This is a genomic window from Listeria grandensis, assembly GCF_014322885.1.
Lineage (GTDB): Bacteria > Bacillota > Bacilli > Lactobacillales > Listeriaceae > Listeria_A > Listeria_A grandensis.
Window position 1 is genome coordinate 64,189 of sequence record NZ_JAASUG010000007.1, and the last position, 15,241, is coordinate 79,429.

General features: G+C 36.2%; 12 protein-coding genes. 5 read left to right on the forward strand and 7 right to left on the reverse strand.

The window, feature by feature from the left end:
- Positions 1 to 56 precede the first annotated feature (56 nt).
- Positions 57 to 1,397, reverse strand: a complete 1,341-nt coding sequence (locus tag HCJ54_RS10600; RefSeq protein WP_187137611.1) for a metallophosphoesterase — start codon at positions 1,395 to 1,397, stop codon at positions 57 to 59.
- Between the two features lie 151 nt (positions 1,398 to 1,548).
- Here HCJ54_RS10600 and HCJ54_RS10605 point away from each other — a divergent pair, with 151 nt between their 5' ends.
- The 4 genes from HCJ54_RS10605 to HCJ54_RS10620 are packed head-to-tail and all read left to right on the forward strand — an operon-like array spanning position 1,549 to position 3,920.
- Positions 1,549 to 1,842 (forward strand): hypothetical protein, encoded by a 294-nt coding sequence (locus tag HCJ54_RS10605; RefSeq protein ID WP_185409363.1) that lies wholly within the window; start codon positions 1,549 to 1,551, stop codon positions 1,840 to 1,842.
- A 22-nt stretch (positions 1,843 to 1,864) separates the two neighbouring features.
- A complete protein-coding gene (locus tag HCJ54_RS10610) occupies positions 1,865 to 2,179 on the forward strand; it encodes a hypothetical protein (protein ID WP_187137612.1) in 315 nt (104 codons plus the stop codon).
- Positions 2,166 to 3,587: a T7SS effector LXG polymorphic toxin gene (locus HCJ54_RS10615; RefSeq protein WP_187137613.1), complete on the forward strand. Its 1,422-nt coding sequence runs from the start codon at positions 2,166 to 2,168 to the stop codon at positions 3,585 to 3,587. The genes HCJ54_RS10610 and HCJ54_RS10615 overlap by 14 nt, the downstream gene beginning before the upstream one ends.
- A gap of 21 nt (positions 3,588 to 3,608) precedes the next feature.
- A complete protein-coding gene (locus HCJ54_RS10620) occupies positions 3,609 to 3,920 on the forward strand; it encodes a hypothetical protein (protein ID WP_185525874.1) in 312 nt (103 codons plus the stop codon).
- 118 nt (positions 3,921 to 4,038) lie between these two features.
- On the opposite strand, the gene HCJ54_RS10625 is transcribed toward HCJ54_RS10620, so the two are convergent.
- Genes HCJ54_RS10625 through HCJ54_RS10645 form a run of 5 tightly spaced genes read right to left on the reverse strand, consistent with a single transcriptional unit; the run spans position 4,039 to position 12,513 of the window.
- On the reverse strand, positions 4,039 to 5,817 hold the full coding sequence (locus HCJ54_RS10625) for an AIPR family protein (RefSeq protein ID WP_185525873.1): 1,779 nt from the start codon (positions 5,815 to 5,817) through the stop codon (positions 4,039 to 4,041).
- Between the two features lies 1 nt (position 5,818).
- Positions 5,819 to 6,826, reverse strand: coding sequence for a PD-(D/E)XK motif protein (locus HCJ54_RS10630; protein WP_185525872.1), 1,008 nt, complete (start codon positions 6,824 to 6,826; stop codon positions 5,819 to 5,821).
- Positions 6,823 to 9,411, reverse strand: a complete 2,589-nt coding sequence (locus HCJ54_RS10635) for a Z1 domain-containing protein (RefSeq protein WP_187137614.1) — start codon at positions 9,409 to 9,411, stop codon at positions 6,823 to 6,825. The genes HCJ54_RS10630 and HCJ54_RS10635 overlap by 4 nt, the downstream gene beginning before the upstream one ends.
- A gap of 1 nt (position 9,412) precedes the next feature.
- Positions 9,413 to 10,894, reverse strand: a complete 1,482-nt coding sequence (locus HCJ54_RS10640; protein ID WP_185525870.1) for an ATP-binding protein — start codon at positions 10,892 to 10,894, stop codon at positions 9,413 to 9,415.
- Positions 10,895 to 10,926: 32 nt separating this feature from the next.
- Positions 10,927 to 12,513, reverse strand: a complete 1,587-nt coding sequence (locus HCJ54_RS10645; protein WP_185525869.1) for a DNA cytosine methyltransferase — start codon at positions 12,511 to 12,513, stop codon at positions 10,927 to 10,929.
- Between the two features lie 725 nt (positions 12,514 to 13,238).
- Between HCJ54_RS10645 and HCJ54_RS10650 the strand changes: the two genes are divergently transcribed.
- Complete coding sequence (locus HCJ54_RS10650; RefSeq protein ID WP_187137615.1) at positions 13,239 to 13,646, forward strand: (deoxy)nucleoside triphosphate pyrophosphohydrolase; 408 nt, start codon at positions 13,239 to 13,241, stop codon at positions 13,644 to 13,646.
- A gap of 12 nt (positions 13,647 to 13,658) precedes the next feature.
- On the opposite strand, the gene HCJ54_RS10655 is transcribed toward HCJ54_RS10650, so the two are convergent.
- The gene (locus HCJ54_RS10655; protein ID WP_187137616.1) at positions 13,659 to 15,089 is read right to left on the reverse strand and encodes a DEAD/DEAH box helicase; all 1,431 of its coding nucleotides are present in this window, start codon (positions 15,087 to 15,089) and stop codon (positions 13,659 to 13,661) included.
- Positions 15,090 to 15,241: the final 152 nt, after the last annotated feature.

Consider the following 15,241-nt stretch of genomic DNA (forward strand, 5'->3'; position numbering starts at 1 on the left):
CCTAGTGATAATCATTCTCACTAAGTATAGCATTGAAACAAGCCATTGACCATTATCTAACTTTCAGGGATTTCCAACGTGAGGTCATTTTTCGCCTTATTCTTCACTATATCATCAATATATTTTGTCAAAAACTCGCCGTCCGCCGCTTGCCACAAAGCATAGCCCGGCGTTTTTTCAATACCCTGCAAATAACTTTTATCACCCGTAAAATACGCAAAATTAGCCTGTTCCATCGTTTTTGCCATCTTGTCAGCATCATCCACATCATACTTCCCTTTTAGAAGCAGTTCGCCCAGAGCCTTTGTATAACCAAACTTACCAAAATAATCTTTCGAATACTGCTGAAAATCGAGAAGATTCGGATCCTTCGAGTTTATTTTTTTGGCATATTTTTCGACATCGACACGTTGCGTTTTATACGATAAACCTTGATTTGGTGCGTAGTTGATGACGCCATATTGCTGCGGATACATCGCCATCGAGCTCGTCGCGACATCATAAATCGTTTTGCCATGGCGCGTATCCGAACGAATATCCTGAATATGCACATGCCCACTCAAGTTGAGCGGAATATCATTCTTCGCAAAAAGCGAGACCGCCGCCTTATTTTGCACAATCGTGAAACCCTTATTTAAAAGTTCACTATGATCCAGCAAATTGTGATGCGTTACCGTAATCAATTTCGCGTCATGCTTCTTCGCCAAATCGATGCATTTCTGAATCCACTCAAACGTCTGCGTGCTAATATAACCATTCGTCTCCGGCGCCCCGAAACGCTTATTATTCTCGTATTCCGACGTATCCACCATCAAAAGCCAGACATCGCTAGACGGCGCCACGAGATAACTAAGCGTTGTGTCATCGCGCATCACCGCCTCATTATAACCCGAATTATGATAGATCGAAGCAAACTCTTTCGGCGTAATACTTTCGGCTTTCACCTGCTGATCCCCTTCAAATTTACGAGCATAAGGGTTTAAAATATCATGATTCCCGGGGATAACAAAAGTTTGGACACCTGATTTCTCGATTTCATCCAGTTTCTCCGCCATTTCCTCGTGGCTTACCTTCTCACCATTGTTAGTAATATCACCGCTAAGGACGAGGACATCCGGTTTTTGCGCCTTCACATCATCTACAAAAGCATCGGTAATCTCCGTAATGTAATTCTGCTGCTTGCCGTCACCCGTTGCGAGGTAGGTTTTAAACGCCTGTTTCCCGTCGGTGAGGGTATTAGAGAGATAGTGGATGTCAGTGGCTTGGTAGATGGTGAGAGGTTGGTTTGTTTGGATTTTTGGAGATATATTTGGTTCAGAAGATGGTTCGGTTGGCTGAGTACACCCTGTTAGCGCAAGGGCCAGTAACGCGATACAAGCAAGTGCAGCTTTTTTCATTTTGCGGAGCTCCTTTGTTTATATATTCACATGGTTTAGTATAACATGAATCTTAGTGATAACAAATAAGGAATTTCAACTCATACATTCATATATCTTTATGGTATAATATCCTCATAAGTGACTAAAATAAGGAAAGGATGAGTAAGAAGTGGCAAAGAAAATACAACTTCCTAGTGGCAGATTATCTGAACATGCGACTGCAATTGGAAAAAACACGGATGCTTTGGCGTTGAAATTGAGGCCAAATGTATCCTACTCTACAGGAACAGCACAAGAATTAGTCTATGATTGCATGGAAATAACCCAATTTTTGCAAGCGTTTCCTAGGGCCTTTTCAAAAGATGTTCAAAACCTGCGCAATGTAGAAAAAGCTTTTGTTGCATCCGAAAAAGACATTGCTAAGTTACTACAAACCGGCGTAGATTTTTCTTGGAAGAAGTAATTAGAAGGAGGCATTCAGGAAGATGGAAAAAGAGAAAGCTTTACTTGAGGAAAAGTTAGAACGAGCACTGCAAAAACGTCGCAATTTAGAAGATATACAGATTGGGTTAATTGAGCTCAATCGCGAGAAAGCACAAATCCTGATGAATTTCAGCGATGCTTGGCAAGGAAACCAAGCCTATACAACGATTGGGCAACTACAAGATGAGATGGAAGCAGAGTGGCGGGAAACGCGTAAAAATGCGAACACATTAGAGAAGCAACTTGTAGAAGAGCAGCGACAAATTCGTAACCAGCTAGAATTACTAGAGGAGAACAAAGCCAATGGCGCGTATTGATATTGCAGAAATACATAATTTTGTGACCGTATTCATTGCAGAATCCAAGCGTGTACAAATGGAATTAAACCATAAAAAGACTGCGATTGGGCATTTTTTATCTGATTCAGATATTCAAGGAAACATAGGTGACCAGGCAAAAGCTTATTACCAAGATGTTTATTATCCACTTCTAGATGCAACGAAAACAAGTTTAAGTGATGCCGAAGAACGTTTGAAAAAGTATCTATCCGATTTCCACGCTCAAGTAGATCCATCTGCAAATGCAAAACTCGATTTAGCTCGCATGTATGAATTACAAGCAGATATGAGAAAATATGAAAACAAGATAGAAAATTTAAAAGCAAGCGTCAATTCCACAGCAAATAGTATGGCTTCCATTGGGGAAAATATTGGTTTACAATTAGGAATGGAGTCAGCCCTCGGAAATTTCCGACGAGAAGAACAAATATTAGAGAAATACGAACAATTTGAAGCAACACATCGAAATGTCCTTCGTGACGTTTTAGAAAAACTCCATCAAGTAAAACAAAGCTTGGCACAAATAGAAAGTGGTATTGCTTTTGACGCTTCTTCCCATACGTTCCATTCTAAAAAAATAAACCTGGGCACCCTAGAACCTAAAAAAGCAAAGAAATCTTTTAACTTTGGTGAATACGACAAGACACTACAAGGAAGCTATTGGGTACTGACGAAGAACGGAAAAACAGATGCAGATTGCGCAGAAGCGACGATTGCATATAACGAAAGTTTGAACGATGGCTCTGTCAAACCTGTAAAAAATGAACAAGAAGATGTAGAAGCTAAGATAATGAAAGCAGCGATGAATGGAATCTACTATTATACAGATGAACCTATTAGCAAAGTACAAAGTTTTTCAATTATAACTGGATTTATTGCAGGGGCAATTGTAATGAAGAACACAGGAATTAAAGTCCCAAAAACTGACTTCAGTGAGATACAAAGTAATTTACTCATCAAAAACGGGTCGTATAATTCATCAAAAAATGTCCCTTATCAAACTGTAAAACATGCGAATATCGGAGATTTCAATACTAATAATCGGATAATAAATGGTGGGCATGGACAAGATAATATATCTTATCTAAAGAAAAATAATATCGAATTCAATGTCTTAAAAGAATATCCTAATGGTGTACGCATTGGAAATATTCCAAGCCATAAAAACAAATTTAAAAGAACTGGTGAAGGGCAGGCTTGGTTTCCAGATAATTGGTCTGAAAAACAGATTTTCGAAGCAGGCGATTATATAGCTAAATTACCAAGTAACCCTAACCTTCCCGATGGTATATGGACATTTTCAGAATATAAAGGAGTTCGTGTTGGAATTATTAAAACTGATGGCAAGGTCGGCACAATAATTCCCGACAACTCTAGACAACCATAAAATCAAAAAGGACTGATTGAATTGATAGACAACCAGCTAGTTACCGATATAGTAACCCGAAGAAAAAGCCTTCACCCCGATGATCCTAGCGTTCAAGAAGAATGGGAGAGACTTACGAACATATTTTCGCAGAACGAAAATGAGACTTTAGAATACTTTCAACATTGTAGCCCTGAGATATTAGCGTGGTTAAGTGAGGTATTTGAAGATATCTCAGCAGCTTTGCAGAGTGAACAGTTTATTACGTGTATTGAAGGCTTAGCGTTGAAATACCCTGATTTAGATTTAGAGTTGGATATTTCTTATGCGAAGCAATCGATGAACTGTAAATAATTCTACTCCTCTCAAACGAACATTTTTCAGGTATTCGAACATTATATGGTAGTGTAATAATATAGCATAAGAAGGCTGAGATATAATGACCCCTCGTAGTGTCTCAGCCCTCTTGTTATTATACCCTTGATGCAGATTCATATTTGTTTATTAACTCTTCCCAACATGCTACTTGCTTAGCCCATTGTGTTACATTTCTTCCACTATCAATTATTGAAGTTAAATATTTGGAAACCTGATCAGCCATTTCTCCAATATTTTCATCAAATTCGTTTCCTATAGTTTGTTTATTCCAAACTTCTAATAAATCTATATTCTTCTTATATCTTAAACTAAACCATGAAGTAGTATAGTATATTATATTTGCTCTATAGCCAAGGAATTTTTTCCTCTTTATTATATCTTCGATATGTCTATAAATAATTGTCTTTGCAATACTTTCTTTATAGAAAAGATCCTCAACTTCAATTTCATGATTCAATTCCATATATTTTTTAAACGCTGCCTCGCCACCTTTAGATACTACATAAGGGTGCCCTTCCCACACTAGGTAATGTTTAGCCATATCTATTTTTTGAATCAGATTTTCTTTAGGGTACCTCTTTTTAAAATCTTTTTGCTCCTTTCCTTTTTTTCTTCGCCCAACATCAACCAAATATTGCCCTCTAGCCCTTTCAAAATACCACATATGCTCTGGTTTTCTTTCGTCTTGAGATGGTATAAAGGTTTTTCTTGATAAAATTTCTAGTTCAACAAGTACTCTTCCATTAGCTTCTAAATCAGATGCGTTTATTTTATTCTGTGTATTAGCATACCTTGAGATATTAGCAATCATTTCATCCTCTAAATCTCGGCGATCATTTTCTCGTGAATTAGAAAAATCTAAAATAGTCAGTTTCACCTGCAAATATACTCCTGAAATATCTATATCTTTTCTATACGCTTCATAAATTGACGCAGTTGTTTGCCCACCGTTGACAATCTGCAATCCTTTTAAGCTCTCAATACTATATAAATTACTTTTGTCATCTTTCACACTCATTTTTGCTGACTTAGCAATACAAGATATCCCATTATTATAGGCAACAAATTTTTGTTTATCTACTTCATTTTCTAATGTCCTCTTTATTCCTTTATTAGTAGTAGCCCTAGCCTGTAAAAAAGAACGCACATTCCTTTCTACAAGTTTGGGACCATGGGCATGATATGCCTTTGCTAATCCCTCAGCAGAGACATATCCCATAAAGCACTCATGGCAGGTTCCCGAGCTAGATGGCACTTTCAAGAGATTAAGGTTATCTCCAAATTCATTTTCACAGATTATTTCTACATCCTCTGCTTTAACTTCTGCTAACACAAGTTGATAGACCCTTTCTATATCTATAACTGTAACACTTGTTATCTCAGATTGAGACATTGATATATCTATAGGCTTATTTGTCTCATAATATCTGTTAGTCAGCACAAAAATATTAACTGTAGCAAAATATTTTTGCTCATATATAAGCTTCGCTAATTCATAAACTGGATCCGATGGACTTATCAACTTATAAAGTTCTTCTTTCAAGGCTTGACTGATAAACCTTTTTACCTTCGTTGCATATTCCTTCATCTCTGTCTTAGAAGTTTTTTTCCAACCTGAAATAGCTTGATCCTGATCAAAATAAACTATATAAAGATTCAAAATGTTTTCTTCTTCTTCATATAAATACGCATTAATTTTAATATTCTTTTTTGCCTTACTCCAGTATGAAGATATAATATCTTTCTCTGAATCTATGTATGACATCATCTCATATAGAAAAGGTTCTTCCCACCCCTCTATAACATCGTTTTCTCTTTTAATACTATCTTTCAAATCTGCATAAAACTGTTTTAATTCATGTAAGTCACTCATGTCATAATACCTCCCCTAATAAATCGAATACATCCTCGCTATCGCATTTGTGTGCTGTACAAAAATTTAAATCAATGGTGTATTTAACACTTGTTATCCCCTTTTCAAGTTTTGTTATTTTTGGAAAATCATCATCTATCGCATACCCCTCACCTGAATTGATAAAATAATATGGATGTGTGTATACCCCACTTTCATATTTAGCATCTAATAATTTATTTTCAAACAAAGTGAGGGTCTCTGGGTATTGATCTAATTTCAATTTCAACTTATTAACCAACCCATCTAGTGTCTCACCATCATCCGAATCCAATATAGATAAATTAAAAACCATTAGAAATAGGCTTTTAAGGCCTTTTGTCATCCTCAATTGAGATTCATTTGAAATTGAAATCATGTTACTTGTTGCAACTGTGGTTTTTACCTCTATGCCAATATTTTTTTGTAAAAAATCAAAACGATAACCATTGGGTCCCCACCAATTATGAATTAGTATTGGCGGGGAATCCCTAAATTTATCCATCCACATTATAATAAAATAGAGTTCTCCAAATAATCCTTGCTGTTGCTGTGATGAAAGTTTTTTATCATTTCTTTTTCCAAAGAAATATTGCCATCGCTCTAAAACGGAATACATAGCTTGTGAAAATGATAACTCCGTAAATAGAACATTGTCTACTAAATTTTGAACAAATGATATAAAAATTTCTTTATCTTGCTCTTTTTCTTGCGAGAACATCAAAGTATATCCATCTTCAATAGGCCCAAGTTGTTTAACATAATTCTTACTTATTCTTAACCCTCGTAGCTTAGGTAAGACATCAATTTTTACATCTCTAGTTTCTTCATCTCTAAGCTCTAAAAGTAGATATAGATGATTCGTTTCTGGCTCAATTCCAATGAAAATATATCTTTCAGGTATGTTTAACATGTTTAGTTTTAAACTATTACTATCCCCTGTGTGCATACTTATTAACTCAGCATATTTTTCTTCCATATCTATTTTCATAATCTCACCCCAACGTTGGTCTTTATACTCTTATTATATAAATACAGTTTCTCATCCATGTTTTTCTCGGAGAAAGGGAAAGATATCGCAATTCCAATCGGAACTAGTTTGCTTGTGAATTTCACATCAACTTTTTCAAACGTAGATACATTAGGATTAAGTGGATATATTAATAATAGCCCTTCTGTTCCGGATCTCTTCCTCCTATTAGTTATTCTAGCTGTATCATTCAGGTCAATATTCTTTAATGCCATATCTAAAAATTCTTCATTATTTCCGGACACCAAAGCTTTTATATCTGGATGCCCCCCTCTGTAATTATCGAATTCATTTTTTCTACGATAAATAGCATTTTTAATATATACGTTAGGTAGTTCTACCTTATATCCCCCTTCATATCCTTCGACGACTGCAACGCTCCAATTCCTGAGTTCATTCATAGAATTAGCATATTCGATGTATTTTTTCATCAACTTAGAATCAGCTCTATAACTATTTATTGTTTCATATTGTTCTAAAAACTTTTTAATCCTGCTAACACTTACTTCTGAAAATAAATGATAGCTCAATTTTTTACCAACTCCCGAAATAACCCTCTTCTTCTCTAAAGATCCTAGTAATAATTTAGTGGCATTCATGTTGTTTTCGTAAAATTTCTTTCCATCTCCAAAATTACGAGTTTGAACTAATCTTCCTTCATAATTAACTATAGCTAACTTGGCATTTTGCATTTTTAATTTACTAGTTAAAATCATTGTGGGATGAGTCTTCATTCTTATCGCAAATTCAGAAGGCTTCTTCCCACTCTTCCTCATCTTCTCCAACTCTTCACGTATTTCAATCATTGCATTTGCAATATCTGAAAATTGTTCAGCTAACTCTTTGGTTGTATAAACTCTGCATATGTCAATATAATTTTCTCTATACCCAAACCACCTAGCCATCTGCATCAAAGTGTCCATTATTTTCGTTGGTCTAGCATAATAAGAAATTGTCAGACCTTCCAATGTTAAGCCTCTTGATATCTTATTACCTCCAATAACAATAACATGTTTACCTACCTTGCTATAATTTGAATAATCTAGTACATCCTTACTTTCCCCATTAAACATCATTAATTCTACTTTACCTATATTCTTTTTTATAAGCTCCAGTGTTTTTGACCACGAGCATATACCTACGCGTTTATTTTTCCACTTGTTAGAATGAAACATAATTTCATCATATTCTTTCTTTAGTAGCTCTAACATTGTTGTATCAGTATTTAATATCTTTGTTTTTAATACTTTAAAATATCGGTTTACCACTTTTAAGAGTATTTTGTGACCTTTAGTTAGTTGCGAAACGTGGATCAGCATACTATTATGATTACTCCTTTGTTCACTCAGCTCTCTGATGGCAGCTACTATCAAAAAATGCCGGATCGCTTCGGATAAACCAGATGGAATTACCGCCTCATCATCCGAAATCTTCGCTAGTTCAGTACTTTCACTATAATCAATAAAACGTAATGGATTTCTTTCTTTTGCTAAATCGTTAAAATACTCTTCCGGTCCATAGTACCCTCTTGGTTTGGGTAGGCTAATAACGAAATCTTTTGGAAATAAATCTCTTCCAACCTCCGAATGATCCTCTTCGGTATTAATCAAAAAGTTAGCGAATGGTGTAGCGGTATATCCTATATAACTTTTTCTATCAAACAATCGTAACAATTGTCGAATTAGTTTATTTACAGTTTTCGGCCCCTCCCCCTTAGTAGCCACAGCAGTATTAACTGATGCTTGATCAGCCTCGTCATCGATAATTAATACGTTCCTATTAAAATTGCTTATATCACTATTACCTATATATTTAATCAAATCTCTTAAAACCGATGGATTTTTCTTTACAACACATATAGTTTTTTTATTTAGATCCAGTTCTCTTCCCATATGCCTATATCTAAAATCATCAACATCGCTTGTGAGAGCACAAACATAATTAATGTCGTCCATTTCTAACCCCTGGTTTCCATTCAACACCTCATAATTTATCCTTTCTTGAGTTTGCTTTCTTAGCGCGTCACTCATTCCTGCTAAAACGATTATTAAATCATAGCCTCTATCAAAAGCCTTATTAATGACACCAATAAAATTAGCCGTTTTACCTGATTGAACGTAGCCTAACACCAATCCTTTTCTATCAAAAATTTCACCAGTTGCCGGGGGAATGATGAGGTTTAGTATTTCATCAGTAATTTTGTCTATCTCACCAATAGTCTTAGCATCTCTATTTTTTTCTTTTAACTTAATCATATATCGTTTCCAGAAAAAGCTCGATTCTGAATATTTGTAGTCATGTTGATTTTCCTTATTTCCTGTTGATAAGACACTATCAGACATTTCTATCTTTATCTCGCTCCATATTTTTGTCACCCAGCTTCGAAATTCATTCTCACTAATTTCAATTCCTTCAGCTAAAAACTCATGCTTAACCGCAGAAATGCTCTCCCTCATTGCAACCTCAGAAGATACTTCTAAGTTTTTCATTTTATTCATATATATAAGATAGCAAGTGTCATAAAATTTTCGCTCGTATGTATGCATATCACATACCCCCCTCAGCTAAAATCGCAAAAATTGTACTTTTATTAAAATGCCTTGTACCTGGTAATTCAAAAAAAACATCTACAAAATCATCTATACTACTAATACGTTTACTGTCCATAAACGCTCTGGCTATATTACATAAGACCCTCACATCATCCTTTGAATAATTCATCAAAGTCACTTCATCTTTTTTCTCAGATATAATTACATTACTTGGTGAAGTTATTGCAATTAGTTGCAAGTAAAGATTCAAATCATTTTTTGCTTTCTCAGTCATGCTCGTTTCAATTTCTTTCCTAAGTGGATGTAGTCCTCGAATACCGTAATAAGCTTCTTTATTTATTTTTTTTTCATCCCACGGAGTATCAAATATTCTATTTTCTTGGTCTGCCTCTAACGCTATTGATTTGAAATAAACTGATGCTTTTGATTCTCTTGTAGCCTTTTTAAGTACTGATCTTATCATTTTTTTTAATTCATTTGGAAATTTTATTTTTGTTTTTTTAATATCTAACTGAAAAATATCATCTAGGTTATTGTCAATGTCAATTCTTACCCTTGCTAGTTGGTAAGCCATGTCTTTTTTTAAAATCCCCATCCAATCCCCATATCGAATAAGTCTCTTTGCTCTGTACAAATATATTCCTTGATAATCATACGGTTTCATTTTGCTCACTCTACCAGCCTGCTTACCTTCTATAGCTTTGGAGTATTCTGGATTTGGAATTATATATGGTGATATAGTGATCTTACTTTTCTCAAAATCTATCTCAACACTCTCTAACTCTTTAGTAGAATTACTGTCTACAAAAAATGGATCCCACGCTTCAAGTCTCTGATCATTAATAAAAATTTCTACTCCATCCTCTTCTAAAACCCTATGATAAACTAAACTAACCTTATCTCTCATTTTGTCTATAGCTAAATTAAATCTATTATCATTAGTTTCTTCTTTTTTTGCCTCTTCAAAAAACTTATCTACTCTATCTATAGTCACTATGGTTCCATGGCTTCCATTTAAATTAGTGCTTAAAGATGGGAGCTCCTCTGGTATAGAAGTAAACAATTCCCACACATCATTTTTGTATACATGATCTAAATCCCAAGATCGCTGACTATCATGTCCACCACTTCTTGACACAATGCTTAGACGCCTTCCTAAGAAAAAAGAGGCTGTTTTCAACCCCATTCCAAACCTGCCTAACTCTCCCTCTCCTCTATTATCAGAAGGATCTTTCGAACCTATAGTCATAGCTTTTTGAAGCTCTTTTTCACACATTCCAACACCATTATCTTTGATTATGATTTGGACGCCTGCAATCACTTCTCTAAGAAAAAAAATCTCTATCTTATTGGCTTTCGCATCGATTGAATTATCAATCAAATCAGTTATAGCAGTAGCGGCATCATATCCAATTGCTCTTAAAGACTGGATCATATTTTTAGCTGCAGGAATACTTATTTCAACATCTCTATTCATTATAGCTTCCTCCCTATTCAGAACACTCGTAGTTATTGCCTGCCTATGATTTTTTTTACACAACTACCTATTTCCTTAGCAACCATAGGAGGTACAGCGTTTCCTACTTGCTGATACTGTGAATCCTTACTCCCATAAAACACAAAGCTATCTGGAAATGATTGTAAACGAGCAGCTTCTCGTATACTAAGCGCTCTATCTAATATCGGGTGAATCCACATTGACTTTCGGACATTCACTACTGTTCCTGAAGGACTATCATATTTCAGTCTCAAATATATAGTGTTTTGCGTTCGCTTAGAATCATAGTATGTAGTTTTCATACTCTCATCTAGGTCATGAAAATTTTGCCCTTCTTTTAGCTTTCGAAACCGCTCTATAGCAATTGGTGTTGATTTAGTGTTTATATGGTTATATATTCTTTCATTGTCCCTCAGTTTTTCCGCATACTCAGATATCCCTTTTATTTCCGTTCGTATTGGAGCACTTGAATTCATATCATATGAAGTTGTTATCTCTTCTAAATCTAAAATAGCATCTCTAACCGTGTTAACTATTTTCTTATTGCGAAAGAAGTGGTCTAAAGTAAACTCTGATTTCATAACATCAGACCTAACACCTATAATAATATGTCTCTTTCTAGTTTGTGGTACACCAAAATCCAGTGAATTGAAAATCCTTCCATCTTGAACGTAGTCGTTTTTCAATATTTTATTTATATAATCAATTACTGAGTAAGATTGAACCTCCGCTATTATTTCATCTGATTCGTTAGTACTGAACTTTTTAATAATTTTATTATCTTCAATCTCCTTTAGCACACGTAAAGATTGCTGGTATCTAACCAAATATGTAATTCTATCTAACATGCCCTTGCTGTAGAAAAATTTTTTCTCCTTTATCATAATAAATAGGTTAGCCATGCTCTGGCCAATCTCTTCATTTAACTCACTGCTTTCACCTATGCATTTAGTGATTAAATTTGTTAATTTTAACCTATTTTTTTCAAAAAAACTTCTCTGTTTTAATATGTCTCTTTTCTTTATAAAAGTATTCAGTAAAATAAACACATTATTTGGAAGAAGTTCTTGTTCTATTTTATTCATTGACCCTTCCTCTAGTAGTAGTTGAAGATCATACTCTCCCATCGATTTCTTACCTATTAATATTTCAGACTTAGCCATATTCAAACCTAAATTGCTTACTTCCTCATGATCTTTATATGAGTCATAAAATCTATGAGTTTCTGATGTAAGCATTTTCACATTTTCCATAACGAAAGCTTTTGGTGATAATTCTCTTACTGCTTTAAAATAATCTTTAACTAATGAATTATTCAGGCTAATAATATGATTTTTTTGCCTATTCGCATTTGAAAATCCCTGACAAGGTGGGCCTCCAATAATAACATCTATTTCACCAAATTTTTCTTTCATATCAAAAAAATCAACATCTCTTACGTCTTCATACAAGATGGTATCCTTATCATGATTATTTTTGTAAGTCAACCTTGCATCCTTATTATTTTCCACTGCTGCAACAATTTCGTAGCCTCCTGATTGCAGGAAACCCAAACTTAGCCCTCCAGCACCAGCAAATAAATCTATTACTTTCAGCAAAACACTTCTCCCTTTCTCTTTTCAAGTATATCTCGTAGAGGTCCGAACCATAGACTATTTTAGAATTTTATCTACTGCTACTTCATCTTTTAGAAAACTAGTCTAATATATATCATTCTTTTAAAATCTATACATTTAGTCACACAACATGGCAGTCTATCAGTTATAACGTAGCCATCCATATCAAATTCCGATAAATGTTAATATATTCTTCCATGGTTATCATGTTTATTATACAGGAATATACTAGTATCTGTAAACAACATGTAAGTTATTTGTTTTCTGCTCTATTACCTCTTCTTATCCCATAATCTCGTGTATTCACCTATGCCTCAGACACGCTTTAAAGCCTTTTTAGCTAGTTTCAACTCCATACTAAAATAATCTCAGACACAAAAATAAACGCAACTTTCTTTTTGCATCAATTTTTTCAGTACTCTACTTTTGGAAATTCATCTTATTTGTTCAAGTAAAATGGTAGGATCCTTATCTCTATCTCTTTTTCTTGCAAGAGAACTTCCATTTATTACGAAAAAATTAACCAACGTACTCCTTTAAAAACGGTATCAATTCTTTCCAGTGTTTCATTATTCGAAACTCGCTCATCGTTTTCTTGAATTAAAAATTAACGTAACCATGATTAGCAACCCACCCTGTTCCTTCAACACCATAGCAGGATCCGGGGTTACTATGCTATGATAAGGAATGAAAAAGGAGGAATCCCCATGCAAAAAGATATCCATGTCGTCGGTGCCATCATTCAAAAAAACAATAAAACCCTCTGTGTCCAACGTGCTGATTCTGCGGTAAACGGCGCTGATTGGGAGTTTCCAGGCGGCAAAATCGAACCAGGTGAAACCCCAGAACAAGCACTCATTCGCGAAGTCCAAGAGGAAATCGGCTGTGTCATCACGGTAAATCAAGCGTTTGACCACACCATTTACGCCTACGAATTCGCCAATGTCCACCTCACCTGTTTCCTTTGCGAACTCGTCACCGGCGAACCAACTTTGCACGTCCACCAGGCGATGAAATGGCTCGATGCTAGCGAAATGCCTAACTTGAAATGGTCACCAGCTAATCTCCCCGCCGTTGAAAAACTACAGCAAAAAATGCCTAATCGCGCTGACTAGGCATTTTTTGCGTTATCTACGTGCTTTGCTTACTTTCAACTTCTTACCTTTTACAGTCACGGTTTGCATCGCCTTCACGACCTGCGCGCCCTTACCGTTCAGAATCTCCACAAACGACACGTTATCCTCAATCGTGATAATTCCGATATCATCCGCGCTAACCCCGTCCAATTTCGCAATCGTCCCCACGAAATCCACCGCGCGCAACTTCTTCTTCTTGCCACCATTAAAATAAATTTTCATAATATCTTTGCTCAACGCCGCGCTCTTATCTTTCTTCACGACTGGTGCTTCTTCCATTTTCTCATCAAAAGCTGGTTTTCGAGCTGCCACAATCGCTTCATTTGGCAAATCAACTTGCGGAATTTCAAAGCCAATATACTCCTCAATTTCACCGATAAAACGATTCTCAAACGGCGTGACAAAAGTAATTGCCTTCCCGCTCCGACCTGCGCGCCCTGTCCTGCCAGTCCGATGCACATAACTCTCTTTTTCAAGCGGAACATCGTAATTTACCACGAGCGATATGTTCTCAATATCAATCCCGCGCGCCGCCACATCCGTTGCGACTAAAAAGCGGAACATGCCGCGTTTAAAATCGTTCATTACGCCAAAACGATCTTCTTGCGTCAAGCCACCATGAATTTTCTCAGCGGGATAGCCCATACGGCGCAGTTGATCATACGTATCATCCACACGCTCTTGTGTCCGACAGAAAATAATCGCGCTCTCTGGATTATGCACAATCAACGTATCTCGTAATGCCACCATTTTGCGATCATCTTTTACCGTCACTTTTTCATGTGTAATATCCACCGTTGTCAGTCCCGTTGCAGCGATTTCAACGTGTTGCGGCGTCTTCATATACTTATTGCTAAGCATCGCAATATCCGTCGGTAAGGTCGCCGAGAAAAGCATCGTCACGCGATTCTTCGGCAGAGATTGGATAATCGCCTCGACTTGCTCAATGAAGCCCATGTTCAGCATCTCGTCCGCCTCATCGATGACCAAATAGCGCACCTTCTCAAGGCTCAGCGTTCCTTTTTCGATATGATCGAGCGTTCGACCTGGCGTACCAACAACAACATGACTTTTCTGCTTCAGCTCGAGTTTCTGCTTCGCAAAAGGAGACTTACCAAAAATCGCCGTAGCCTTGATGCGCTTAAAGCGACCAATGTTCGTAAAATCCTCCTTGACCTGCACTGCCAGTTCGCGCGTCGGCTCTAAAATCAATGCTTGTGGTTTATTCTCGTTCCAATCCACGAGTTCACAAATTGGAATCGCAAACGAAGCCGTCTTCCCGCTCCCAGTCTGAGCCTTCACCACGACATCCTTTTCCGCTAAAACAAGCGGCACAACAGCGCGTTGCACCTCCGTCGCCTCCGTATATCCCAAACCAGCCAACGCCTTCTCAATATCCGAACCAATATTATCAAATCTCATAACTCAACCTCAATCTTTTTTTGTGTTTTTTTAAGTATAACATGAAAAGCTGAGACGGCCCGTTAGATTCGAAAAAAATTGTTAGAGGCTGTAAGAAAAGTCCTCCCTTGATTTTTTTGGAGGTTGTATAAATTTCGAGGACCAGTGAATTA

Bases quoted from the DNA above. Each gene is read 5' to 3' on its own strand.
- HCJ54_RS10600 (WP_187137611.1), bottom strand. From the start codon at position 1,397: ATGAAAAAAGCTGCACTTGCTTGTATCGCGTTACTGGCCCTTGCGCTA.
- HCJ54_RS10610 (WP_187137612.1), top strand. From the start codon at position 1,865: ATGGAAAAAGAGAAAGCTTTACTTGAGGAAAAGTTAGAACGAGCACTG.
- HCJ54_RS10615 (WP_187137613.1), top strand. From the start codon at position 2,166: ATGGCGCGTATTGATATTGCAGAAATACATAATTTTGTGACCGTATTC.
- HCJ54_RS10625 (WP_185525873.1), bottom strand. From the start codon at position 5,817: ATGAGTGACTTACATGAATTAAAACAGTTTTATGCAGATTTGAAAGAT.
- HCJ54_RS10630 (WP_185525872.1), bottom strand. From the start codon at position 6,826: ATGAAAATAGATATGGAAGAAAAATATGCTGAGTTAATAAGTATGCAC.
- HCJ54_RS10635 (WP_187137614.1), bottom strand. From the start codon at position 9,411: ATGCATACATACGAGCGAAAATTTTATGACACTTGCTATCTTATATAT.
- HCJ54_RS10640 (WP_185525870.1), bottom strand. From the start codon at position 10,894: ATGAATAGAGATGTTGAAATAAGTATTCCTGCAGCTAAAAATATGATC.
- HCJ54_RS10650 (WP_187137615.1), top strand. From the start codon at position 13,239: ATGCAAAAAGATATCCATGTCGTCGGTGCCATCATTCAAAAAAACAAT.
- HCJ54_RS10655 (WP_187137616.1), bottom strand. From the start codon at position 15,089: ATGAGATTTGATAATATTGGTTCGGATATTGAGAAGGCGTTGGCTGGT.